The sequence below is a fragment of the Marinomonas posidonica IVIA-Po-181 genome (assembly GCF_000214215.1).
Taxonomy (GTDB): domain Bacteria; phylum Pseudomonadota; class Gammaproteobacteria; order Pseudomonadales; family Marinomonadaceae; genus Marinomonas; species Marinomonas posidonica.
On record NC_015559.1, the window covers coordinates 3420804 to 3442609 of the forward strand.

25 protein-coding genes are annotated in these 21806 nt (G+C 44.4%); 9 read left to right on the forward strand and 16 right to left on the reverse strand.

Annotated elements, in window-relative coordinates:
* Window positions 1–2: 2 nt before the first annotated feature.
* The 4 genes from MAR181_RS15770 to MAR181_RS15785 form a co-directional block, all read right to left on the reverse strand.
* A complete protein-coding gene (locus MAR181_RS15770; protein ID WP_013797600.1) occupies window positions 3–821 on the reverse strand; it encodes a sulfite exporter TauE/SafE family protein in 819 nt (272 codons plus the stop codon).
* An 89-nt stretch (window positions 822–910) separates the two neighbouring features.
* Window positions 911–2491 (reverse strand): gamma-glutamyltransferase family protein, encoded by a 1581-nt coding sequence (locus tag MAR181_RS15775; protein ID WP_013797601.1) that lies wholly within the window; start codon window positions 2489–2491, stop codon window positions 911–913.
* Window positions 2492–2496: 5 nt separating this feature from the next.
* Window positions 2497–3690 carry an amidase gene (locus MAR181_RS15780; protein WP_013797602.1) on the reverse strand — a complete coding sequence of 398 codons (1194 nt, stop codon included), beginning with the start codon at window positions 3688–3690 and terminating at the stop codon, window positions 2497–2499.
* Window positions 3691–3788: 98 nt separating this feature from the next.
* Window positions 3789–4607: a MurR/RpiR family transcriptional regulator gene (locus tag MAR181_RS15785; protein ID WP_013797603.1), complete on the reverse strand. Its 819-nt coding sequence runs from the start codon at window positions 4605–4607 to the stop codon at window positions 3789–3791.
* Between the two features lie 318 nt (window positions 4608–4925).
* On the opposite strand from MAR181_RS15785, the gene MAR181_RS15790 reads away from it, so the two are divergent.
* The 5 genes from MAR181_RS15790 to MAR181_RS15810 all read left to right on the forward strand — a co-directional run bounded on the left by MAR181_RS15790 (window position 4926) and on the right by MAR181_RS15810 (window position 9297).
* Window positions 4926–5717, forward strand: a complete 792-nt coding sequence (locus tag MAR181_RS15790; protein WP_013797604.1) for a transporter substrate-binding domain-containing protein — start codon at window positions 4926–4928, stop codon at window positions 5715–5717.
* A 9-nt stretch (window positions 5718–5726) separates the two neighbouring features.
* Entirely contained in the window at window positions 5727–6389 is a 663-nt protein-coding gene (locus tag MAR181_RS15795; protein WP_013797605.1) for an amino acid ABC transporter permease, read from the forward strand.
* Entirely contained in the window at window positions 6386–7036 is a 651-nt protein-coding gene (locus tag MAR181_RS15800; RefSeq protein WP_013797606.1) for an amino acid ABC transporter permease, read from the forward strand. The genes MAR181_RS15795 and MAR181_RS15800 overlap by 4 nt, the downstream gene beginning before the upstream one ends.
* A complete protein-coding gene (locus MAR181_RS15805) occupies window positions 7023–7751 on the forward strand; it encodes an amino acid ABC transporter ATP-binding protein (RefSeq protein WP_013797607.1) in 729 nt (242 codons plus the stop codon). The genes MAR181_RS15800 and MAR181_RS15805 overlap by 14 nt, the downstream gene beginning before the upstream one ends.
* 190 nt (window positions 7752–7941) lie before the next feature.
* Complete coding sequence (locus MAR181_RS15810; protein ID WP_013797608.1) at window positions 7942–9297, forward strand: GGDEF domain-containing protein; 1356 nt, start codon at window positions 7942–7944, stop codon at window positions 9295–9297.
* 83 nt (window positions 9298–9380) lie between these two features.
* Here the strand turns inward: MAR181_RS15810 and amt are convergent, their stop codons facing one another.
* The 3 genes from amt to MAR181_RS15825 form a co-directional block, all read right to left on the reverse strand.
* Complete coding sequence (amt, locus tag MAR181_RS15815; protein ID WP_013797609.1) at window positions 9381–11591, reverse strand: ammonium transporter; 2211 nt, start codon at window positions 11589–11591, stop codon at window positions 9381–9383.
* 104 nt (window positions 11592–11695) lie between these two features.
* Complete coding sequence (locus tag MAR181_RS15820; RefSeq protein WP_013797610.1) at window positions 11696–12274, reverse strand: hypothetical protein; 579 nt, start codon at window positions 12272–12274, stop codon at window positions 11696–11698.
* 12 nt (window positions 12275–12286) lie between these two features.
* Window positions 12287–12640: a DUF805 domain-containing protein gene (locus MAR181_RS15825; RefSeq protein WP_013797611.1), complete on the reverse strand. Its 354-nt coding sequence runs from the start codon at window positions 12638–12640 to the stop codon at window positions 12287–12289.
* A gap of 170 nt (window positions 12641–12810) precedes the next feature.
* Between MAR181_RS15825 and MAR181_RS15830 the strand changes: the two genes are divergently transcribed.
* Window positions 12811–13878 carry a helix-turn-helix domain-containing protein gene (locus MAR181_RS15830; RefSeq protein ID WP_013797612.1) on the forward strand — a complete coding sequence of 356 codons (1068 nt, stop codon included), beginning with the start codon at window positions 12811–12813 and terminating at the stop codon, window positions 13876–13878.
* An 8-nt stretch (window positions 13879–13886) separates the two neighbouring features.
* Here the strand turns inward: MAR181_RS15830 and MAR181_RS15835 are convergent, their stop codons facing one another.
* A complete protein-coding gene (locus MAR181_RS15835) occupies window positions 13887–14903 on the reverse strand; it encodes an alpha/beta hydrolase family protein (protein WP_245546175.1) in 1017 nt (338 codons plus the stop codon).
* Window positions 14904–15111: 208 nt separating this feature from the next.
* Here MAR181_RS15835 and MAR181_RS18160 point away from each other — a divergent pair, with 208 nt between their 5' ends.
* A complete protein-coding gene (locus MAR181_RS18160) occupies window positions 15112–15864 on the forward strand; it encodes a helix-turn-helix transcriptional regulator (RefSeq protein WP_013797614.1) in 753 nt (250 codons plus the stop codon).
* A 68-nt stretch (window positions 15865–15932) separates the two neighbouring features.
* Here MAR181_RS18160 and MAR181_RS15845 read toward each other — a convergent pair whose 3' ends face one another.
* Together MAR181_RS15845 and MAR181_RS15850 are read right to left on the reverse strand one after the other, a co-directional pair.
* The gene (locus MAR181_RS15845) at window positions 15933–16355 is read right to left on the reverse strand and encodes an organic hydroperoxide resistance protein (RefSeq protein WP_013797615.1); all 423 of its coding nucleotides are present in this window, start codon (window positions 16353–16355) and stop codon (window positions 15933–15935) included.
* Window positions 16356–16474: 119 nt separating this feature from the next.
* Window positions 16475–16909, reverse strand: a complete 435-nt coding sequence (locus tag MAR181_RS15850; RefSeq protein ID WP_013797616.1) for a MarR family winged helix-turn-helix transcriptional regulator — start codon at window positions 16907–16909, stop codon at window positions 16475–16477.
* A gap of 94 nt (window positions 16910–17003) precedes the next feature.
* Between MAR181_RS15850 and MAR181_RS15855 the strand changes: the two genes are divergently transcribed.
* Window positions 17004–17285: a putative quinol monooxygenase gene (locus MAR181_RS15855; RefSeq protein WP_013797617.1), complete on the forward strand. Its 282-nt coding sequence runs from the start codon at window positions 17004–17006 to the stop codon at window positions 17283–17285.
* A 5-nt stretch (window positions 17286–17290) separates the two neighbouring features.
* Here MAR181_RS15855 and MAR181_RS15860 read toward each other — a convergent pair whose 3' ends face one another.
* Entirely contained in the window at window positions 17291–17884 is a 594-nt protein-coding gene (locus tag MAR181_RS15860) for a DJ-1/PfpI family protein (RefSeq protein WP_013797618.1), read from the reverse strand.
* 27 nt (window positions 17885–17911) lie between these two features.
* On the reverse strand, window positions 17912–18073 hold the full coding sequence (locus MAR181_RS18410) for a hypothetical protein (protein ID WP_245546176.1): 162 nt from the start codon (window positions 18071–18073) through the stop codon (window positions 17912–17914).
* 465 nt (window positions 18074–18538) lie between these two features.
* On the opposite strand from MAR181_RS18410, the gene MAR181_RS18515 reads away from it, so the two are divergent.
* Window positions 18539–18682: a putative quinol monooxygenase gene (locus MAR181_RS18515; RefSeq protein WP_171810326.1), complete on the forward strand. Its 144-nt coding sequence runs from the start codon at window positions 18539–18541 to the stop codon at window positions 18680–18682.
* Between the two features lie 377 nt (window positions 18683–19059).
* Here MAR181_RS18515 and MAR181_RS18520 read toward each other — a convergent pair whose 3' ends face one another.
* From MAR181_RS18520 to MAR181_RS18165, 4 genes are all read right to left on the reverse strand, one after another.
* Complete coding sequence (locus MAR181_RS18520; protein ID WP_013797619.1) at window positions 19060–19215, reverse strand: hypothetical protein; 156 nt, start codon at window positions 19213–19215, stop codon at window positions 19060–19062.
* A 250-nt stretch (window positions 19216–19465) separates the two neighbouring features.
* Entirely contained in the window at window positions 19466–20113 is a 648-nt protein-coding gene (locus MAR181_RS15875) for a hypothetical protein (RefSeq protein ID WP_013797620.1), read from the reverse strand.
* 87 nt (window positions 20114–20200) lie between these two features.
* Entirely contained in the window at window positions 20201–20827 is a 627-nt protein-coding gene (locus MAR181_RS15880) for a hypothetical protein (RefSeq protein ID WP_013797621.1), read from the reverse strand.
* Window positions 20828–21042: 215 nt separating this feature from the next.
* Entirely contained in the window at window positions 21043–21804 is a 762-nt protein-coding gene (locus tag MAR181_RS18165; RefSeq protein ID WP_013797622.1) for a phage tail protein, read from the reverse strand.
* Window positions 21805–21806 lie beyond the last annotated feature (2 nt).

The window sequence follows — 21806 nt, forward strand, 5'->3', positions numbered from 1 at the left end:
TCCTAGGCCAAAACCTGATACAGCATCTTCATGCCGGTGATGATCAAAACGACCGCGAATACCTTCTTCAATTTAGCCGCATCCAAACGGTGTGCTAGAGCGGCCCCAACTGGCGCGAAGAATACGGTTAATGGGATAATGCAGGCCACGCCAATCAGATTGACTAAGCCAACGGTTCCAAATGGTGAGCCCACTGGCGTTTGACCGACAATCAACAAGGTCAACGCCGCTGGTAATGAAATGATCAAGCCCACCGCCGCCGCCGTGCCAACCGCACGATGAGCTGGGTAATTACAGAAAGTCAGGATTGGCACAGTCAACGTACCTCCACCAATCCCAACCATGGCGCTGAAAAAGCCAATACAAGTCGCCATCACACTTTGCCCAACTGTCCCAGGTAAGGATTTAAATAGGCTGTCTTTTTTACCTAACAACATATTCAAAGCAGACAAGGTTGCTATCACCCCAAACAATAGCGTCAGCCACTCCCCATCGACTCGTGTGACAAGGAAACTGCCAACCATCACACCCACAAAAATGAACAATCCCCAACGCTTCAGCAAATCAAAATCCACATTACCTTTCGCTTTGTGAGCACGAATAGAACTGATAGACGTCGGGATAATAGTTGCCAAGGACGTAGCCGTTGCCACTAACATCGCGGCATCCGCACTGACACCTAATCCCTGATATAAAAAAAACAACACTGGCACGATGACAATACCGCCACCAACACCCAATAAACCGGCTAACACTCCGCCCACCACACCAGTGGCCATCATGGCGAGAATCATGGAATAATTTTCCATTATGAATGACATGTTTCTGTTTGCTCCTTGGTAAATGTATTTCTCAATAAAATGATTACTTAATAATGATTGCTTAATAGCACGGTGACTTAATACCAGTGCTATGAATTAAGCCTACTGACAATGGCTAGACCATCACTTCTCGGATCGGTTGCTGCCTCCGCATCACCCTCTTGATGAAGTACGACAGCACCGGCATGGCCCATTAGTTCATTACACGCCTCCACGATCACCAAATCATGACCCCGTTGCTGTAAGGATTCTGCGGCAATATCAGCAAAATCACGCTCTATTTTTAAATTATGACTTTCGTCTCCCCAAGTACGGCCCAATAGCCAACGCCCAGCACTAATGGCCTTATCCAAAGGTTGATTATGGTAGACGTAACGGCTAAATAACGCGGCTTGAGTTTGTGGCTGACCTTCTCCACCCATGGTGCCGTAACTGATACGACGTCCATCTTTCAATTCCGCAAAAGCAGGGTTCAATGTGTGGAAAGGTTTCAGCTTCGGCCCTAAGGCTTGTAGGGAATTCGACTCTAACGAAAAGGACGAACCACGGTTGTTCCAGACAATACCAGTGGATGGACTGACCACGCCACTGCCAAATTCCCAATACAAACTTTGAATGTAACTCACCATTCGGCCCTCGGCATCACAAGCCCCCATCCAGATTGTATCGCCCGGTTTTGCCTGATGAGGCCATGCCTGTGCTTTCTCTAATTGAATGCTGTCTAACATGGCGTCAAGGGATTCGGGCTTCAGTAGACGGGACAAATCCGTCGGCACCCGAGACACATCGGTAACATTCTCATTACGTGCAATAAAGGCTTGCTTAGTGGCTTCGATTAACAAGTGCGCCATGTCCGTTTCGTCATGGCCAAGCGTATGCAAACGGTCATACAAGGCCAAAATGAGCAAGGAAGCAATGCCTTGTGTTGGCGCGGGTAAATTATACAAAGTGCCTTGGCTGGTCGTAACACTCAAAGGAGTGACACGTTTGGCTTGATATTGCTGAAAGTCAGACAATCGTATTGGCGACCCTGCTGCTTCTAAATCTTTCGCTAAGTTTTCAGCGATGCTTCCTTGATAAAAATCGTTTAGGCCTCGTTCGGCCAATTTTTTTAAGGTGTCTGCCAGCACGGGTAAGGTTAAAACATCACCCGATTGATGCAATTCCCCTGCGTTCAAAAAAGTCGAAAAGCCTTGCAACGTCGCCAGATCTGCAAAGGTTTTTTGCCCTGCGGCCAAGTAACTGTCGGTCACTTCACTGCCATGCTCGGCCCACTGAATGGCATTATTCAACAGCTCAGACAAAGGCAAATTATCCTGCCATTCCGCACTAATGCTTAACGCTTCTTGCCAACCTGCCACGGCACCCGCCATGGTCAAAGCGGCTTTGCCGCCTCGACTTGGAATGGTTTCATGGCCTCGATAAAAATCCTGATCCGCCCTTTCGGCAGAAACACCAGAAGCATCAATGGCGATCGGCGCTTTTCCTGGTTCACTGATTAACCAGAAACCATCGCCGCCTAATCCATTCATATGTGGATAAACCACCGCAATGGTCGCAGCAGCGGCAACCATGGCTTCAATCGCCGTGCCACCTTGTTCTAAGATGGCTTGTCCAGCCTGTGTGGCCTTAAAATGTGGCGCCGTAAACGCAAGGTTATTCACACTCATCTATCTCACTCCAACAAGCTTTTGGCGTACTCAATCAAGGCTAAATCGCTGCCTTTTGGTCCTACAAGGGAAAGACCACACGGGGCACCCTCTAATTCGCAAACAGGTAAATGCAATTGCGGCAATCCCGCCAATCCTGCAATCGCCGTAAGGTCCATTAATTGATGACGATATTCGGCTAAATCCTCCTCACTGGCGGAAAATAAGGGCGCTAATCCCGGCGTCGTCGGCAATAATAAAACCGCACCGTCTAGGGCATCCGTTAACCACTCAGTGAACAAGGCTCTTTGTCGCAATGCGGCGCTTTCATCTGCTTCTGAAAGGGTCTGACACCAATCAAATCTTTGTGCTATATCCGTGGCAAAATCAGGATCCACTTCTGCTATCCACTGGCCATGTTCTCGCTGTATTTCTCGACCTTGTAAGGTTCGAAATGTGGCACTTGTCTGCCACTTATCGGTATCAATCACAAAACGCTCTTCACTCGATAATTTACCGTCATGCCGCCATGCTGCCAGAACGTCTTGTAAGGCTTGTTGATGGGCGACTTGGCGAAATAAATTGTCGACCACCAACACACGTTTGAAGGTATTGTTTTTAGACCAATCAGAGGTCGACAGAGGCAACAAGACTTGCGCGGTTTTTTCGAGCACATCCAGGTGTTTCGTCACCCAGCCAACGGTGTCAAAAGAAGGCGCGAGGGCGACCAAATGCTCCGCTGAAATTGCCCCATGGGTCGGGCGCAAACCAAATAACCCTTGATAACTTGCAGGAACACGAATCGAACCGCCTGTGTCGGTTCCCAAGCCTATGTCGGCTAACCCCAAACTGACGGCCACAGCGGAGCCAGATGTGGAACCTCCAGGCAAACGATTTGGTGTCACAGGGTTTTCTGGCGTGCCGTAATGAATATTTTGTCCATTAAGGCTGTAAGCCAGCTCATCAGTAATGGTTTTACCAACAAACTCAGCCCCATTTGCCATTAAGGTCACGACACTGGGAGCAGTAGAATTGGGTGTGGGATGGGTAGCGAGCCAAGTAGGGTTGCCTGCCGTTGTTGGCAAACCCTGCATATGAAACAAGTCCTTTACCGCCAATCTGAGCCCTGTTAGTTGACCTAGTGAGGCGCTTTTAAGCGAGTCTGACGAAACACTTTCCGGCTGCGATAAAAATGGATTTTGTATGATGAAATGTTTCATAGCTCCCCCTTGTTAGAATCTATGAAACATTCGTTTCAATCATTTGTCAACTGAAACAAAAGATCATTGACGGTAACGTCAATGCACTAATACCTAGATTACGGCTCAAGTTCATTAAGCGTTTCATACAAAGACGCGATCTCTTTGGTTTGCTTTCTGGCCTCATCCCCCAAACATGCATAAACCCGATTGCACAGCATCGAGATTAAGCTCATAGGTGCGGCGTAACTATCAAATGGACTTTCGTTCCCCAGATGACACAGCAACACATGTGACACCTGTTGATTGTAAATTTGCCCCGTCGGATCGGTAATCAAGACTGTTGAACGGCCTTCCAGTAAATCGACAATTTGTTTGAACTGACGAGTGCGGCGACGGAAGCCAAGTAACACAATGACTTCATCTTCCAAAATATCCTGTAAATCCTCACCCAAGGTTTGCCCAGGCTGAGGCAACAAGCGAACAGAATGACGTACTTGCTGTAATTGCTGTCGGAAGTGCAAGGCCAACGGATAAGCATTGCGGAAACCAATCAGGGTAACCCGACTGGCGTTCGCTAAACTGGCGCTGATGTCATTCAAGGTCTCAGGACGCAAACCTTCGAACGTCAGCGATAAGTTTTTGAGCTCTTGCTCCGTTTGATCCAACGAAGTGCCTTGGGTAAAGATCGGCACACCACTTTCACGCAAAGCTAGCTGCGCTTGTTTCGCACTCTGATGAGAGTCATACCCCAACTGACGAAAAAAGCGACTCACAGTGGCTTTTGATGTGTTGGTATTGTCGGCTATCTCAGCGGATGTCTGGCTCACAATCGCCAATGGGTGCTGCTGTAAGTAATTAGCAATGACGCGCGCCGACGAAGACAAACTCGGATAGTTCTTTTCAATCAGGGATAACACATCCTGTTTAGTTGTCACTTAGAAACCTCAATCTCATAAATATTGCATTAAGTTAATCGATTCTCGTTTAACTGCCAACCGAAAGCGACGCTTTCTGCATAGCCGCACCAGAAAAGTTATAGACATTCTTTTCACGCACCATCACGGGACGTGAAAACCCCGTTTACCACCAATAACAACCAAGACAAACCATCACTCCCCCAACTCGGCCACTTCATGAACATGGCGTATTTGTTACAAGGCACAGTCTTTAAGAAACTTTTGTTTCATTTTGGCACAAGTGTTGCAAATTGCGTTTCAGGCATTCAATCAAAACGAAAAAAAGGACCCCTCTCCATGAAACGCATTGTAAAACTATTGAGTAATACCCTAGTTGTGGCCGCGTGTTTTTCGGCTCTAAACGCTACGGCAGACGTGCTAGATGACATTCAAGAGCGTCAAACCATTCGTATCGCCGTACCACAGGATTTCCCACCTTTTGGTTCCATTGGTAAAGACTTACAACCACAGGGCATCGACGTCGATATGGCAAACTACATTGCCAAAGAGCTGGGCGTAAAGCTAAAAATTGTGCCGGTCACCAGTGCTAACCGCATTCCTTATCTGCAAACGAAAAAAGTCGATTTGGTTATTTCTAGCTTAGGCAAAAACCCAGAACGAGAAAAAGCCATCGACTTCTCAACCCCTTACGCGCCCTTCTTCCTTGGGGTATTTGGTGACAAGAAGGTTATGGTCGACAGCATGAGCGATTTGGCCAACAAAACCGTTGGGGTAACTCGTGGTTCGGTCGAAGACTTAGAACTTGAAAAAAATGCACCTAAGTCCGTCAATGTACGTCGCTTCGAGGATAACAATACTACCCTAACGGCCTATTTATCTGGACAAGTTAGTTTAATCGCAACAGGTAACCTAGTTGCAACAGAAATTGCCAAACGCCAGCCCAGCAAAGCGCCTGAAGCGAAATTCATGTTGAAAGACTCCCCTTGTTACATTGGTATGGCTGAAGGGGAAGCGGCACTTCAAACTAAGGTCAATGAGTTGATTCAAAAAGCACTGGCTTCTGGCGAGCTGGATGCCATTTCCATGAAATGGTTAAAAGCACCGCTTCCTAAAGGCTTTGGTGCTTAAGGCTTCAACATGTTGCATTTTTCGGATCTATTGCAATACACAGATGTGTTCTTCAGTGGTCTTCTGACCACTGTGGAACTCACCCTTTTAACCACAGTGTTAGGCATTGCCCTTGGCAGTAGTTGCGCTGCCATTCGACAGTATGGCAATACTGTCAGTCAGCGCATGGTGGCGGTTTATGTAGAGTTAATCCGCAACACGCCCTTTATTGTACAGCTGTTTTTCATCTTCTTCGGCTTACCGTCTCTCGGACTAAAACTGTCTCCTTGGCAAGCCAGTATGATCGCCCTCACTATTAATCTTGGTGCCTACAGCACGGAAATTATTCGTGCTGGTTTGAACAGCACTCCCAGAGGTCAAATTGAGGCAGCCAAGGTACTGGGTATGACCTTTCGCCAAACCCTAACCCGCATCATTTTCACCCCTGCGTTTGAAAAGATTTACCCTGCCCTGACCAGTCAATGCATTATCGTCATGCTGGGCTCGGCAGTGATTTCCCAAATTTCCGTTGAGGACCTGACTTACGCAGCCAATCTAGTGCAGTCTCGCAATTTCCGCGCCTTTGAAAGCTACTTGGTAACAGCATTCTTATACTTAGGACTGGCCATCGCTCTGCGGTTCGTCTTTAACCAAATTGGCAAACGACTGTTTGCGTATCGAGAGGCGAGATGATTCAGTTCTCTAATTACGACATCATCAGTAATCTGCTGTATGCCACACAATGGACAATATTGCTCTCCATCGCAGCCTTTATTGGTGGCACCAGCGTCGCTTTGTTACTGACGGCCGCTCGACTCACTCGTAATACTGTCGTGCAAAAATGTGTTCGCCTCTATGTGGAATTATTCCAAGGCACGCCTTTGCTGATGCAAATGTTTTTGTGTTTCTTTGGCTTATCCATGTTGGGGTATGAAATTTCCGCTTGGAGTGCTGCGATTCTCTCGCTGACACTCTTTACCAGTGCATTTTTAGTGGAAATCTGGCGCGGTTGCATCGATACCTTACCCAAAGGCCAATGGGAAGCCAGCCGCTGCTTAGGGTTAAGTTTTCTACACACCTTGCGTCATATTATTTTACCGCAAGCCATTCGTGTGGCTGTTGCACCGACCGTGGGCTTTTCTGTACAAGTCATAAAAGGGACAGCTCTGGCTTCGATCATAGGTTTTGTCGAATTGACTAAAGTCGGCACCATGCTTAACAACGCCACCTTTGAACCATTCAAGGTCTTCGCTCTGGTCGCGCTTATCTACTTTATGCTGTGCTACCCACTTTCTTTGTACAGCAAGTATTTGGAGAAAAAATTCCATGTCTCTCGTTAACCTACACCAAGTCCACAAATACTATGGCGATCACCACGTATTAAAAGGCATTGATTTAGACATCAATGCTGGCGAAGTGATTTCGATTATTGGCAAAAGCGGCTCTGGCAAAAGTACCCTATTACGTTGTATCAATGGTTTAGAAGAATACCAACAAGGTGGCATTACGCTGGATGGAAATGAAGTCACCACGGAAGACATTCAAGTACGTCGCCTAGCACTGAGTGTGGGCATGATCTTCCAGAACTTTAACCTTTTCCCTCATATGACAGTGGGGGAAAACATCATGTTAGCACCCACCATTGTATTAAAGAGAAGCAAAGCAGAGGCGGCGGACATCGCCAAAGCCATGCTGGATAAAGTCGGGCTGGCAGAGAAATTCGACAGCTATCCCGAGAAACTTTCTGGCGGCCAACAACAACGTGTAGCCATTGCCCGAGCACTCGCTATGTCCCCGAAAGTTCTGCTGTGTGACGAAATCACCTCAGCACTTGATCCAGAACTGGTAGGCGAAGTCTTAAAAGTGTTGGAGCAACTGGCGAAAGAAGGCATGACCTTGATTCTTGTGACGCACGAAATGAATTTTGCCCGCGATGTCGGTAGCCGTGTCGTGTTCATGCATCAAGGCAAAGTCTGGGAACAAGGCGATTCCAAACGTCTATTATCTGACCCTCAAACCGATGAACTAAAACAGTTTATCGGCGCAGTACTCTAGTAATAACAGGAAAGCGTCGCTAGTAAGCATCCTCCCCGACCTAAAAAAGAGAAAGCCATTAACGCTTTCTCTTTTTTCAATCACCCTCATCACACGTTATTTCAATGTTGATCTCAAATAACCCTGTCGTGAGACAAATTTAGACTAGAGTAAAAGTAAGCCTCATTTAAAAACACAGGAAGTTTGCGCTATGTTCCGTTGGATCAACACGTCACTCAACCGAAAAATTGGCAGTGTGCTTGTCGTATCATTAAGCTTTCTATTACTCGTCATTGGCTATTCTATTTATCAGGTAAAAACCATACATGACGAATTAAAAGAAGTGTCGCAGGTCGATATTCCCCTAACAGAAATCATCACTCAAATTGAAACCCTGCAACTGCAGCAACATATTGCAATGGAACGCTTCCGCCTTTTAATAAACCACCAACATAAAGAGCAAGAACCTATTTCCTCTTTGTCATACCGTAATCAAGAAATCGTCCGCTTACTCAACCGCGCCACTCAGTTAATAACGACCAACTTGCAGAATGATACAATCCATTTTAAACCAGAAGAATACCTGCATATTCTTGATGAGATAAACACCTTCTATAAACTGAACTTGACCTTTGAAAAGCAACTTGAAGACAACCTAGAAAAAGGTCAACTGTCAGATGAAACCTGGCAGCCAATCGAGGTTATGGCCTCCCATTTAGACACCAAGATACTGGCTATATTAGAGAAAATAAATCAGCTAACGTTTGAGGCCACTCGCTATACCGAAGCACATCAAAGAAGCTTCATGATGGTAGAAACAGGTCTGGGGATTTGTGCTTTTCTACTAAGCTCTTTGCTGGCCCTCTATATCATACATATTATTCGCACTCGAATTCACCACATACACCAGCAAGTAGAACAACTGCATACATCATTAGAGCTCGGCGAACCAATAGCAAAGCCCAATAATCAGACCTCTAAGCCAAATGATGAATTAGGCGAATTGGAACTTGATCTTAAAAAAATGATCTCTCGTCTTTCTGAGGAAATGAATACCCGTAAAGAAGTCGAGCAACAGCTTATGACACTGGCGACCAAAGACAAACTCACCAATACCTATAATCGCCATAAGTGGTCAGAACAAATTCATTTCTTAATTAATCTGTCTGAACAAGGTAAAAGCTTTAGTCTAATTTCACTGGATATTGACCATTTTAAACGCATAAATGATTCCTACGGACATCAAGTTGGCGATCAAGTCTTACAGCATCTGGGGACTTTGTTGCAGCAAGAAGTCAGTAAAATAGACATGGTTTTCCGCATGGGCGGGGAAGAGTTCCTCATATTATTAACCGGACAAGGACAAAAACAAGCCAAAGAGAGAGCAGAGCACCTTCGCAAGCAAATAGAACACTTCCAGAAAGTAGGGTTACCTCGATTTACCGCCAGTCTAGGTGTCACTAGCTACCACTCAGGTGAAACCGAAGACAGCCTAATGACTCGCGCCGATAACGCGCTCTATCGTTCAAAAGAAAATGGTCGAAACTGCGTCACCACCTTAGAATGACGTCAATCTAAATGGTTCAAAAGCAAACAAGAGAAACAAGCGGTTAACACTTGTTTCTCTTGTTTTCGCTCAGGATGTCATGATCATTGCAAGCTCATGCGAGTTTTAAAGCTAGATGTCACTTCTTCAAATGATGCAGATACCTCTAATAGACGCTGACCTGATTCTTCAATAGAAGCCACTTTCTTCAAATTATCGGAGCAAGATGTCTCGATATTTTCAACGGATGACAATTGCATTGTGATAGTATCTTTTTTCGTTTGCGCCATGTCATTAATGATCGAATTCGCGTCTTGGATTTTAATCACATCATCATTACTCTGAGTCAAACGTACAATGGTCTGCGCCATCAATTCATTACTTTCTCTGACCAAGAGTTTGTTTTCACTCATCAATTGATTAGCGTCCTTTGTTCGGCTTTGCAGAGCGTCAATCACTTCCGCAATTTCTTTGGTGGCATGACCTGTCTTACTAGACAATTGACGCACTTCATCCGCCACAACAGCAAAACCTCGACCACTTTCTCCCGCACGAGCAGCTTCAATCGCCGCATTGAGAGCCAGCAGATTGGTCTGCTCAGAAATCTCCTGCACACCCGATAGAATGGACACAATTTGCCCAGTATCAACCTGCAACATTTGCATGATATCAAAGGCTTCATCTGCTTTGGTTTGAATATCCATCATCATGCTCTTCATCTTTTCAACTATATTAAGAGACTCAGAAGAACTGCCTTTCACTTCATTAGAGCGAACACTGATGTCTGAGGTTAGCTGCGCAAAATCATGCAAAGACTTATGCAATTCGGCCGTCATCTTAGAGACACTGGCTACATCTTGTAACTGACGTTTTACCGCCAAACTGATATCGGAAGTGTTTAGATTCATCTCTTTAGCTTGAGAATTTAAGTCCAGTACGCCTTTTGAAAAATTCGCATAGGTTTTCTCGACCTGATCCAGTAAGCGGTTAAACATAATGGCCACATCACCATTTTCCGTACCATTTTCGACGTCCAAACGTTTGGTTAAATCCGCCACCACATCTGGGCTGCTATGAGCCGCGACAAAGGCATGCATGGCTTCAAGCGTTTCCACGACACCACTTGAAGCGCCATGCTCTACAATATTTAACCCTTCTTTTTCATGATCAAATTCCACCCGCAGCTTATTCATCGCCTTCAGCAACCAAAACATGGCCAGCCCCAAAGAAAACGCCCAGATGAAAACCGTGATGACCCCTTTGAATTGCACCATTAACTGATCAAATCGATTGTCATAATTCAAATTCTCAATGGGTGCAAACAACGCCAGTAACAAGGTTCCAACCACCCCTGCAATGCCATGCACAGTCACGGCATTCACTGGATCGTCTAGTTTAAATACCCGTAACATGATCTCTTCACTAAAATACACAACGCCCCCAGTGATCAAACCAATCACCACAGCACCTGCCGGTGTCACCACCGCACAACCTGCCGTAATGCCCACCAAACCGCCAATCACGCCACTTAGGACTTTTTCGATACTGATGACTTTATCTTTATTAAAAAGATTTATGACAAAGCAAATGAGCGCCGAGGACGCCGCCGCCAACATAGTATTGGCAATAATCCCGGCAATATCTGTGGTTGCTTCAAGCGTGCTGCCGCCATTAAAACCAAACCAACCAAAAAATAGGATAAAGGTCCCAATAACCGCCAAAATCAAACTATGACCATGGATTTTTTTCAGCTTACCCTGCTCATCAAAGCGACCGACCCTTGGCCCTAACATAATCACACCGGCCAAACCGACCCATGCTCCAACAGAATGCACTACCGTTGAGCCTGCAAAGTCAATCATACCTTGCTCGGCTAACCAGCCCTCGGCGCTCCAAATCCAATGACCCGAAACTGGGTAAATAAGAGACGTCAGCACTAATGAAATCAATACATAGGACATAAACTTCATTCGTTCCGCCACCGCACCGCTGACAATGGTTGCAGCAGTGCCAGCAAAGGTCGCTTGAAACACAAAAGACGCCAACTCATGCGGCGTATTTAGGCCATTCAGCATAAAATGACTGCTGCCCCATAACCCCATGACATCACTGCCAAACATAAGGCCGAAGCCCCATAGCCAAAAGGCAAAAATGGCCACCACAAAATCGGTCATGTTCTTCATAGCCACATTAATAGAGTTTTTTGCTCTAGTGAGACCCGCTTCTAAAGCGGTAAAACCCGCTTGCATAAACATAACCATTGATGCAGCAATCATTATCCATATTAGGTCTAGCGTTGACTGTATCTGTTCCACGATTAAAACCCCTCTAAAATTAAAGTACAGCAATCGTTATTCAGGAAGACGTAATTCATTGTTATACCAGGAAAAGTTTAGCAATTTACATACCAAGACTGTGTTTATATGAGATTTAAGCCACTTTTTTTGAAATTCATCACCAACAGATCACAAGACACCTGCTGTTTATTTAGTCCAAAAATCGATCCCCAAGACCACTCTTCAGGATTCAGTACAAATCCATAATTTAAACCAAGTCCAGATTCAATTTGGATGTCACCCGCTGTTTCATCGCCAACCGCCTTGATATGATAGTGTTTACTCGTCACCTCATCTCCTGATAACAGCCGCTGAACAATGTCTTTTTGATAGATGCGTAAACGAATAGGCTGACCACGATAGATACCAACATTCGTGCCACCAAAATCCCCAGCAGCAATACGTATTGGCATGGCAACACAGTTTTGAGATGTGGTTCGAACTATCATTTCTCCTTTTCCGACCACGCCTCGTAAGTTGAATAACGTACCAACTTTCGGCGAAGGTATGATCACCATGGCACGGATCTGAGGCGACACATGTCCAAAGACAGTGCCTTGAATCACCTCTTCTTCGGAGGAAGAACAAGCTGACATAAGTGTTATGGCGCACAACAGGCATAACATGGTGGATAAGTGGGGGAATTTATTAACACTTTTCATATTAGACTCCCCTCATAGCATCTGGTTATTTTGTGGATAATCCCCTAACGGGTCATCTGGCTCAGTCGGTAACGCCAACAACACGAGCAAAATAACCATGCCTATCGCAGGCACTAACAGCACACATAACCACCAAGCCGAACGATTGGTATCGTGTAACCTGCGTACTGTCAAAGACAGCATGGGCAAAAAAGCCAACACGCTATAAAGCGCGTCTACTCTCCATGTCACTTGAAATACCCTTTCCAACATGACAAACACGAACGAGATAAAACAGTTCACTAAAAAGAACATCCAAAATGCTTTTAGTGACGCTCTTCCTGAAAATTGCGCGTAACGTTGCCACGCATCCAAATACCAGTTCATACTGTTCTCCTAAATAAAAATGATCGAAGGGTAAAAACTAGATGGATGAGCGAGAAATAGCGTCCTAGATCCGGTTTTAGGACATCCTTGATGACTTTTTAGGACATAATAACGAGCATTGAACAGATAAAAACGATACCTCAAAGACCAACACATCAGACGGAGCTAACATGATCGCCATTCCATTGCCTTTTGTGGTCGCCCTATTGTTGTTTATTTTGGCTATTTTGCTGTTCCTGCGTCGGGAAGAAACCACGCCTTCGGCATTTGTCTTTATTGCATTGTGTGCGTTAACAACGACAGTCGTTGGACTACGCTGGACCTTTGATTATTCATTGTTTCGCTTAATCCAACCTATCTTGGCATCTTGTATTCCAGTGACAGCCTGGTACTGTTTTTCCAGAGCTCACCAGCACCATACCTTTCAAATCTGGCATGTATTACCTCCCATTTTTGTCACCTTAGCGTCTTTCACTTATCCATTTTGGCAACCCCCTTTGGACCCGATGTTAACGCTCCTGTTTGTGGTGTATGGCATTGCCTTGATTCGAGCGTCTTACAAAGCCTCCAACCTTCCTGAACAAGTACGATTATCAGACATTGACAACGCACTCAAAGCCGAACGCATTGCCGGTGCTATGTTATTAATGTCAGCGCTTATTGATGGTGCGTTGGCCATAGACTTTTCCTTCTTTTCTGGTGCTCACATAATGATCATTCTCACGATTGGTCATGCTGTACTTCTGCCCGTTTTGGCGATCGCCGTTATTATGATGAGCTTGAGTCTGGCACCGGACCAGCGAGATGCTTCCCAAAACGATGAACAAACGACAACAGAGGAAGCACCAAAAGATAAGCCTAACCAGCCTTTATCCGCCGATGAAGTAAATGGCATTGTCCACAAAATTGATGTTTTGCTAACAACAAAAGAAGTCTTTCTTGACCCCGATCTCACCCTTGATCGACTGGCTCGTAAAGCCTGCATCCCTGCTCGACAAATATCAGCCGCCATCAATCAAGTTTATGGACGTAACATTTCACAAGTGGTTAACGAATATCGAATTGAACGAGCCAAAACACTGCTGTTATCGACCAACAAAGCCATCACACAAATCTATTTAGACTCTGGCTTTCAAACTAAGTCCAACTTCCATCGGGAGTTTTCCCGAGTAACAGGGCAAACTCCTAGCGCTTTCCGCCACTCAATGCGAGAGGAGCAGAACACAGATAGCGTTTAACTAAAACGTTAATAGGTCGTTATAAAATCGACTATTTGCTGAAACATCGCACGATGTAACTCTGCACGCTGACGATGATCGCCATCTTGGCAGACAATGCCATCACCCGGTTCTTCCTGCTCGATTATCTCAATCGCACCGGGTTTACACAGCGGCATAAAACTAAAATGCGCCGCGTCTGGGTAAACAATATAGCGGCGTTTGTTTTCCGCTATATATTTGGCGAGAAAACCTGATTCCTGCGCTTGAGGCAAGTCACCTATGTCGACACCAGCCGCGAGTATTAACGCCGGTACCGCCAAGGTTTGCAAACTGTGTTTAGAAAAGCTTCTCGCAAGACCTAAGTCCATCGACACGACCCTTCTAATACGTTCATCGCGCAAGCTTGGTATCCCCAACGGTTTGTCATCCAACAAACCTAACTCAGCCCGTAAGCCACACACTCGCGAGTTGGGTGAGGGCAAACATTCCGACGCCAGCTGCTCGATATCGACCTCTGCCCCCGCTAAATTCATCACAGTCCAACCACCCAATGAATGCCCTATGGCCGTGATGTTGGTTGGGTCAATAAAGCGTTTTAAATCCGTCACCATTAATAACCAATCTAATAAACGTGACATATCTCGCGGACGCGCCCACCACTTCGCCGCCTGATTTGATGCATGATCAAACGACGTTGTACCTGGGTGATCCAGTGCGGCCACCACATAGCCGTCTTGCGCCAATTTCGTGGCGAGCCAATTTTGATTTCGCCAATTGCCACGATAACCATGTGATATCACCACCAGAGGAAACTTACCCGCCAATGGCGTTCCGATTCGTACCACTTTGGTTCCAAAAAATACCGGATTCTCGGCAATTTTCTCTGTCGGAAAAACGTCCTTAGACGGGTACCAGACACTCACTTTTAATGGGCGATCACTATTACCATACAAAATGGTCTGATCAAATCCCACACTTGAAGCCGCGGCATAACCACAGCAGGACAAAAACCAAAACACCAAGCAAAAATAGATTTTCATCATCACACTCCTTATTAACACCCACATTTGTCAGTGCAATATGATGAAATACGTGGAATTTTGCGTCCTAAAACAAGATCGAGGACAAATAAAGCCGAATCTTCATAAATTACATTCATGGTATATACTTTCTATTGTTACTTATTTGTCATCTTATCCCTGTAGCCTGACTTGGTAGGCAAGAATTCAATCTGATTGGAGTGCAACAAGTATGAAAATGAAAGATCAGTTAGACAGCCCTCAACCGATGAAAAAGCCAAAAGCTAAATCCAAAAAGGCTGAGGTAAAGAAAAAAAAGCAGGCCAAGTTAAAAGCGAAAAAAGCAGAAAAAGATAAGAAAGCCCTCAAGAAAGTGTCACCTGTGGCAAGCAAAAAAGACAAAAAGTCCGCCAAGCTTGAAGCAACTGACAACAAGAGCAAAGCCATTAGCGTCAAGCAACCCGAGACGGAAGTAACAGACACTCCTGCGGCAGACAGCACGCTTGTCGAAAAGACCATCAAACAAGTGGCCAGTCAAGACTCAGCCACTAGTACCACACCTGCCGAGCCGAAACCGGTTCAAAGAGCCACACGACGCCCTCGTACCACCAGACGCAAGCCATCCGTAGAGGATATTCAAGCTCTGGCAGAAAATGCGAACCGTCAACGAGCTTCAAAAAATTTGGCAACACTCACTCAAGATGAACAAAAAATTGCCACTCAAGATGTGGTGAAACGTCTTTTAGTAGGCGACCTTAGTCAAGGTGAGGCATTGCGAGAATTGCGGGTGAAAGTACTGGGGTTAAGACAAGAAGCCTATACGGAACTGACCGGCGTCTCTCGGAAAACCTTATCCGAAGTGGAAAATGATAAAGGTAACTACACCGCGGAAATCATCAACAAGATGTTTAGACCTTTCCAGCTAAAGGTGTCTTTAGTTCCTGATTCCAGTGAGGATTTAAAAGCCATTTTAAATCAAAGATAATCGTAAACAGCCCCTACAAAACCAGATTCGTAGGGGCTGTTTGGTAAAAGATTCAGAATCTATATGGCTTACTTGATGTCGAAATTCACATCGATGTTGCCACGTGTAGCGTTAGAGTAAGGGCACACTTTGTGAGCCGTTTCGACTAATTGCTCAGCAAGATCTTTTTCGATACCAGGAAGGTTTACTTCCATATCAGCGCTGATCATAAAGCCTTCGCCTTTAGTGTTTGGGCCAATGCCTATGGTCGCTGTAACCGTGAGTTCTGCTGGTAATTTCACTTTTTGCTGAGACGCAACCAGTTTCAATGCACCGATAAAGCAGGCTGAGTAACCAGCGGCAAACAATTGCTCTGGGTTAGTGCCTTCACCACCAGCACCACCTAACTCTTTTGGCGTGCTTAGGGCAACATCAAGACGGTTATCAGAAGCAATAGAACGGCCGTCACGACCACCAGTACTGGTGGCTGTTGCTTTGTATAATGCTTGCATAATAGAACTCCTAAATAATGAATAAAATAGTTATCGCGATAACAATAGAATTAAAATAAAAGCTCATTGATTTGAGCTAATGAAACTATGTTATCGCGATAATTATAATTGCGCAACCATTATTCGATTAATCTTGCTTTTAATCGGTTTAACTGCTCCCGTAAGGCAATCACTTCTTGCATCTCAATGCCGCAAACTTCTGCCACACAACGATTCACCTCTAAGCCATGTTTTCGTAAAGCACGGCCTTTTTCTGTCAACGCGATACTCAAACTACGATCATCTTCAATCCCACGCAAACGCTGAACTAAGCCATCACTCTCCATGCGTTTAATCACTGGGGTCAATGCACCCGATTTCTGCCCTAAGGCTTGTGCAATGTGCTTGAGACTAACACCGTCTTTTTCCCATAAAATCAACATGATGGTATATTGCGGATAAGTAAGACCAATTTTCGCCAACGGCTCTTTATAGAACTGAGTCATCGCCAAAGACGTTGAATACAAGGCGAAGCAAAGTTGGTTATCCAGTAACAGAGGATCATTAGGTTTCATAAGGGCTCACAGAAGCATTTAGATTATTTGGCTAGTTTAACGAAACTTTCATATCATCGCATTACATTAGTCAGACACAAGAAGAAGGTAAAATATGACAAAAATAACACTCACAGGGCATATTATGGTGCCTCATCAAGATCTCAATCAGGTGCAGCAAGCACTTCCAGAGCACATGAAACTTACCCAAGAAGAAAAAGGCTGTTTGACCTTTACCGTGTCACAAAATGTCCACAACCCATTAAGGTTTGATGTGTACGAAGAATTTATTGATCAAGCCGCATTTGACTTACACCAAGCCAGAGTCAAAGCGTCATATTGGGGGCAAGTCACCCACAACGTGGAACGCTTTTACAGTGTCTCTCAAGGGGAATAGTCTTTTTAGGTTGGATTTTTCGTCCAATCAAATTCCATTTGTCGCGCTGTTTTTTCTGCCAGAACGTCACTGTGTAACAAGCTGACCAATTGCAAACTCATGTCGATGCCAGCCGATATGCCGGCCGACGTCAGTTGTTGGTCTTGTTGCACCCAGCGTACGCCTTCCACAACATCGAGCTGAGGATACAATTGCTGTAAGTCCGCTATGTCTTCCCAGTGAGTGGTCACCTTGTTTGATCGAAACACACCGGCTTTGGCCAACAAAAAAGCACCGGTACAAACAGAAGCCAACCAGCTGACTTTTGGTGCCTGCTGAGCTATCCAATCTAACACGTCGGACTTATTCACTTCTTGCGAATGATCGCCGCCTACCACCAGCAGAACATCCAATTCGGGGTGGTCCTTAATGCTGTAATCTGGCACCACTTTGTAACCTGCTCGCGCAGATACTGTTTGCCCATCTTCACTAATCAAATACACCTCAAAAGGTGTATCCTCACTGACTCTGGCTGCCGTCGTAAACACTTCAAATGGCCCAGAAAAGTCTAGAACTTCCGCCAATTCATAAAGATAAATGCCGATTTTAATAGGTTTCATAGTTTCCCTCGCAACTTTGCCTCATGACTAGGATTGTAACTTGGCGATCACCTCTTCGATCCACTTTACGGTCAACCATTCCGGTGCGGAAGCAGAGCGAGTAAAGGCAATTTCAATGCTCGGTAAACTGGGTAAGATATCACTCTCAATCACCTCTAACTGATCACTGACACTAACACTGGCTATCAATCAAGACAACAGCCCAAAGCATCCCTCTTTTTGTCAAAAAAGCTGGGGAGAGAAAGGTTTTGAGCGCGGCGAACACTACTTTTTTTAACAGAAAACCAACAGCCCATTTCTTGTGTGGCTTACGAAGTACCCACCAATTCAAAAGGTGTTCGTAAAGCCTATTTAAACCATCTATCCGTGTTACCAGATCAACAAAGCAAAGGTATCGGCTCATTGAACAAGCCAAAGCAGGACAGCTGAGTTTCATCAGCATTCGCGTTATAGGTGAACACATTAGGTTACAAGATTAGTATGAACAACTTGACATCATGAAAGGCGACACCAAACACTTCGACCACCTGCCTTTTCCGTTACATATATGATGTATGATCTTCAATAATCTTTTACATACATAGAGGCCTTTGCGTTATGCCATAAATCACCCTAAGCGGCCATATTAGAGCAATATAAGATTTAGAAGCGGTATTGGCAGAACTGTCCAACCACATCGCGCTGACGCAACAAGAAGCAGGTTGCATCAGCTTCAAAGTAACCAGAAATTCAGACAACCCATTACGTTTTGATATGTATGAAGAATTCAATGGCCAAACAGCGTTTGAAAAGCACTAAGCCAAAGTAAAAGCATCTTATTGGGGTAACGTAACGAGGAATGTTGCAAGGTTTTATACCTTAGATCAGCTCGAATAGCTTAAAAACACAAGGCTACTATGGTTGGCAATAAACACTAGTGTAAAAATATCACCTGTTCCTATGTTTAAATGTTTGAGGAATAAGGACGCCCACACAGGAACTGCACAGCATTTTATCATTCCGTTCCGTATACCAAATAAGTCTCTACCATAAAATTTAAGCCATTGAGCTGCCAATCTCTAGCATGCATCTGACCGACACTAAATCGGTTAAGATACTCATTCCAGTAAATTCAAATGGATTATCTAATATCCAAAACTCTTCCCACTCTTCTTTAGAGTTCCAACGAGCAATGGTTAAAACGTATTGCCGCGAACTTCATCTCGCAGCAAACAACTACCATGATCGCCCTTGTAAACTTCACGGACAGTTGCGCTGGTTTGCTTCCAAGATTCATTAAATGCATGCACGTTTTCTGGAGCAACGCGCCATTCATAAATTACTCGAATCATAATCACTTCTCTTTAATACAATTAAGATAAGAGTACAGCCATAATACAGAACTATAAAAGCACAGCAGTCTCTTTCTTTGTAGCCCTTTTTTTTGCGTAAAAACAAGCCGAATATCATTTTATTTAACATTAATAAAAAAATAAAATTCCTGCTAGAACAAGATAATAAAAACGAAAAAGTGTTGTTCACAACATTTAATGACGTTTATATTTTATGACTAAGAAGGAAAGGTTCCTGTAAAACATCTCGTTAAAGATAGTAATTAATGTCCGGTTCACGTTCTTCAAAGCGAAACTCCCATTTGTAATCACGCATTTCAACATACACATCAACTGCTGAAATACAGGAATTGAAAGAGTAATAAGTCATATCGGTAAAAGACTGCACGGTATAATTTTGACCTTTACTAATTGGAGCGATCACACTGAAATAAAAAGCAGGATCATACTCAAATGTCGCTGTCATACCAAAATCCATATGTGGCATGGTGACAACTTGGCTACCACTTACAAGCCAATTACAAGAAACGGGGCGCCGTGGGCAAGTACTATTACGAACACCGTATTGGGATGGCGTTAACCGCTGCCTTGCACTGGCTTTGGATTGAAGTTGCAATTGTGGAGATAAGCCATCTGGTGTAATGGCATCGCATAGTTGCCCGACAAACATAGGCACTTCGGCAGAAGAAATAATGCTTTTTTTTTGCTTACCAGATACCTGTATCTGAGCAGAAACCGTTGGATCAAAAACAAATTCTTCACAGGCACTATCGGAAATAACTAGCTCTTGCCAAGCACTTAATCTGTAGTCTGTGCTGTACAATATTGGGCGTAAAAACACGAGTATGGACTTACCAAACAAGTTCGGATCGGTCATATGGACATAAAACTTCAACATACTTGTATCCTTGTTTTGTTTATAATCATTAAGGGTACCGAGAGAAAGGCCGTACTTCCATGTACGGCCAGTGTATAAAACAAAACCTTACGATATTGCTTCGAAATCAAAGGTCCATAGTCCGTTCACTTTTGTCAGACTAACATCAACTTCAGTGGCGGTAATGGGCATTTGATATTGAGTCATATCAGAGAAATTCTGCACAATATAGGTTTGGCCAATCATTGGTGGAGAAGCCACCATAAAATAAAAATTAGGAATGTATTCAAAGCTACAAGTCATATTGGCATCAACCTGTGGCATGGTAACGACAGGCTTATCGTTTACAAACCAATTGGAATCAAATTGAATGAAAGGTGAAGTTTTATTGATCACACCACATTGCTGAGGTGTTAATTTCTGTTGAGCCAAAGCCGTTGGAGCCAGCTCAAGCTTTGGTGATAAATCACTAGGACTAATTGCCTGAAAGAGTTGCCCAGGAACAATATTTTTTGTCCCCGAAGTAATGGTATTAGCCGGATTCTCACCAGAACTAGTAACGTTTGTTGATATAAGTGCTTCGTATTCAAAGGTCTCGGTTGAACCCGCTGACCCTTGTAACACTTGCCAAGCATGAATACGGTAGTTGCGTTGAGGATTTTGTGGTTTTAAGAAGACTAAAACCGTTTTCCCCTCCATGCTTTGTACATCCATAGTAACGTTAAATTTTGTCATGTCTAAACTCCTTATTAAGTTTTAATCTAGGCTTTGTTCTACTACTTGTGTTCGACTAAGCTTACTGGGGTCGAACATTGAAATATTTCCCTGATAACATCAGGAAAATACATTCGATACGGTCATAGACTGATCTGCGCCCTTTCTTATTGCCTATCCTTACTTATATAACGAATCATCTTTAGTTTTTGTGAACTCAGAAATCACAAAAAAGTTTAAAAAAAGCCATGATCCGAACGATGCTTAATAATGAAATTCATATACAGGTTTTTAGCGCGCGTTTCTTGAGATGTTTTTACCGTCATATCCGGATATTTGCTTGTATTATCCGTTGTTTTAAGAGGATCTGTTGTATTGGCATTGGTACTTTGATTGAACGATGCATTCCCCTTATCAGCAATGGAGCCAAGACTCTCTGCCTCTTGATATTGGTGTTGATGTACTTGTAAAGCGTCCAGTTGAGTAGAGCCTACGGCATTGCCTTTCCATCCATCACTATTACTGGCTTGCCGTGACGTTGCATCTGGGTCACGAAATGAGTCGGATTCAAACTCCTCAGCGTTTACATTAACGCCTCGCACAAATCTCCCTCGAAAGTCAGGTAAGTAAAAATGCCCTTCATCCTTTTTACCGTAAATAAAGCCAATGACACGGAAAAGCGCAGGATAAGCACCAATGGGAACAGGACTGCCATCACAAAATAACCAGCCCTGCAATGCCAGTGCTTGCTGATAACCCTCCGCCTTAGGATCTGGATAGCCCCCAGTGTTGGAATTACTACTATTGTCTATAGGTCCGGCATAAGGGATTACCGTACCGATGGGACTGGCGACAGAAACGTCGTTTGATATTGCCCCTCCAGTTACCGAACCAAATAATTGCAATACTTCCTGATTGAAATCTGGTATCCCCAAAGAAGAAAAAGATGGGAAGGTGAAGAAACCATGATCAAAAGCTCCTCTATATGGCTTTTTCATTG